2 protein-coding genes are annotated in these 2760 nt (G+C 75.7%); one reads left to right on the top strand and one right to left on the bottom strand.

Annotated elements, in window-relative coordinates; translation table 11 throughout:
* Positions 1–112: 112 nt before the first annotated feature.
* Complete coding sequence (coaE, locus tag ACFUVW_RS20495) at positions 113–748, bottom strand: dephospho-CoA kinase (RefSeq protein WP_430573138.1); 636 nt, start codon at positions 746–748, stop codon at positions 113–115.
* A 78-nt stretch (positions 749–826) separates the two neighbouring features.
* Between coaE and ACFUVW_RS20490 the strand changes: the two genes are divergently transcribed.
* Entirely contained in the window at positions 827–2704 is a 1878-nt protein-coding gene (locus ACFUVW_RS20490) for an ABC transporter ATP-binding protein (protein ID WP_430573137.1), read from the top strand.
* Positions 2705–2760 lie beyond the last annotated feature (56 nt).

The raw sequence follows: 2760 nt of genomic DNA, 5'->3' as shown, positions 1-2760 counted from the left end.
GCCCCCGCGTCCGCGCGGGCCGGCTGCTCAGGAGGACGGCGACCTGCCGGGGGCCTCCGCCGGAACGTCGTCGTCACGGTCCGGCGCGGCCCACGCCAGGACGTGCGGACGCTCAGGCCCGGGACGCCTCGCCCTCGGCCTCCTGCTCGACCTCGCGGCACAGCCGCTGCCAGAGCGCGTCCACCTGCTCGCGCAGCCCGTCCTCCGTGCCCGTGCCGTCGAGCACCACGTCCGCGACGGCGGTCCGCTCCTCGTCCGTCGCCTGCGCCGCGACACGCGCCCGCGCGGCGCCGTCGTCGAGCCCGCGCCCGCCGACGAGGCGCGCGACCCGCTGCTCCGCCGGGGCATGCACGACCACGAGCAGGTGGAAATGATCGGCCTGGCCCGTCTCGACGAGCAGCGGGATGTCGTGCACCACGACGGCGCGGTCGTCCGCGGCCCCGGCGAGCGCCTCCCGCTCGGCCGCGATGCGGCGGATCTCCGGGTGCAGGATGCCCTCGAGCCGCGCCCGAGCGGCGGCGTCGTCGAAGACGAGACGTCCGAGCGCGGGCCGGTCGAGCGCCCCGTCGGCCGTGAGGACGCCGTCGCCGAAGGCCGCGACGACCTCCTCGAGCCCCACCGTCCCCGGTTCCACCACCTCCCGGGCGAGGGCGTCGTGGTCGATCACGACGGCGCCCAGCTCGGCGAGGCGGCGCGCGACGACGGACTTGCCTGCGGCGATGCCGCCCGTGAGGCCGATGCGAAGCATGGGCCCATCCTGCCCCCGGCGTAGGCTTCCCGCCATGAGCGCCCAGCGGCACCGGGCCGGGGCGGGCCGGGAGGTGCCATGGCGGGCGGACCGATGATGCGCTCGTACCTGAACGACGCGACCGTGAAGGACCGCCGGCTCGCCGGCCCGACGCTCCGGCGCATCCTCGGCTTCGCCCGCCCGTACCGGACGCAGCTCGCCGTGTTCGTCGGTCTGCTGGTGCTCAGCGCGGCCGCCGGCGCCGTCACGCCGCTGCTCTTCCAGCGCCTCATCGACGACGGCATCGTGGCCGGCGACCGTGGGCTGGTGGTGACCCTCGCCGCCGCGGCGGCCGGCATCGCCCTGCTGACCGCCGCCCTCGCGGTCGCCGAGCGCTGGCTGTCGTCGCGCGTGGGCGAGGGGCTCATCCTCGACCTGCGCACCGCGGTCTTCGACCACGTCCAGCGGATGCCCCTCGCCTTCTTCGCCCGGGCCCGCACCGGCGCGCTCGTGCAGCGGCTCAACGGTGACGTGCTCGGGGCCCAGCAGGCGTTCACCTCCACGCTGCAGACCGTCGTCTCCAACGGGCTGACCATCGCGTTCACCCTCGCCGCGATGCTCGCGATGTCGTGGCGGCTCACCCTGGTGTCCCTGGTGCTGGTCCCCGCGTTCGTGCTGCCCGCCCGGTGGTTCGGCCGCCGCCTCGCGGGCCTGGCACGCACCGGGTACGACCTCAACGCGGACGCCGGGCAGATGATGAACGAACGGTTCAACGTCGCCGGCGCGCACCTGGTCAAGGTGTTCGGCGACCCGGACGCGGAGAGCACGCGGTACGCGGCCCAGGTGCGCCGACTGCGTGACCTGGGGGTCCGCACGGCTCTGCTCGGCACCTGGTTCCGCGTCGGCCTGACGACTCTCGCCTCCCTGGCGATCGCCGTCGTCTACGGCCTGGGCGGGCTGCAGGCGATCGCCGGCGAGCTCACGGTCGGCACGGTCGTCGCGCTGACGGCGTACCTCGGGCGCCTCTACGGGCCGCTCACCGCGATGTCGAACGTGCAGGTCGACGTCATGACGGCGCTCGTCAGCTTCGAACGGGTGCTCGAGGTGCTCGACCTCGAGCCCGCCCTCGCCGAGAAGCCGGGCGCCGCCGATCTCCGCGCGGCCGTGGCCTCCCGGGGCGCCTCCGTCGAGCTCGACCACGTGACCTTCCGGTACCCGCGGGCGGACGAGGTCTCCCTCGCCTCCCTCGAGTCGGTCGCGACCCTGCGCTCCGACCCCGTCGGGGACACGCTGCGCGACGTGTCCTTCTCCGTGCCGGCCGGAGCGATGGTCGCGCTCGTCGGGCCCTCCGGGGCCGGCAAGACCACGGTCTCCCAGCTCGTGTCCCGCCTGTACGACCCGACGTCGGGCGCCGTCCGGATCGCCGGCGAGGACCTCCGGGACGTCACGGCGGCGTCGCTCCGGGGCACCGTCGGCGTGGTCGCCCAGGAGGCCCACCTCTTCCACGACACCGTGGCCGCGAACCTCCGCTTCGCCCGCCCCGACGCCTCGGACCACGACCTCGAGCACGCGCTGCGCCAGGCCCGCATCTGGGACCTGGTGGCCCGGCTGCCCGAGGGCGTCGACACCGTGGTCGGCGACCGTGGATACCGCCTGTCCGGGGGCGAGCGCCAGCGGCTCGCGATCGCTCGGCTGCTGCTCAAGGCGCCCGACGTCGTCGTCCTCGACGAGGCGACCGCCCACCTGGACTCGGAGTCCGAGGCGGCCGTCCAGGCGGCGCTCGACCAGGCGCTGGCGGGCCGCACGTCGCTCGTCATCGCGCACCGGCTCTCGACGGTCCGCGCGGCGGACGCGATCGTCGTCCTGGCCGAGGGGCGCGTCGTGGAGACCGGCACGCACGCCGAGCTGCTCGCCGCGGGCGGCCTGTACGCCGAGCTCCACGCGACGCAGTTCGCGGAAGCCCGCGCGGCCGAGTAGCCGCCCCGCCACTCCCCTGGCGCACGACGGCGGCCCGCCACCCCGAGGGGTGACGG

Origin of the sequence: Isoptericola sp. NPDC057391 (assembly GCF_042668085.1) — a bacterium.
Taxonomy (GTDB): Bacteria; Actinomycetota; Actinomycetes; order Actinomycetales; family Cellulomonadaceae; genus Isoptericola.
This window is presented reverse-complemented; position numbering and strand designations above follow the sequence as displayed.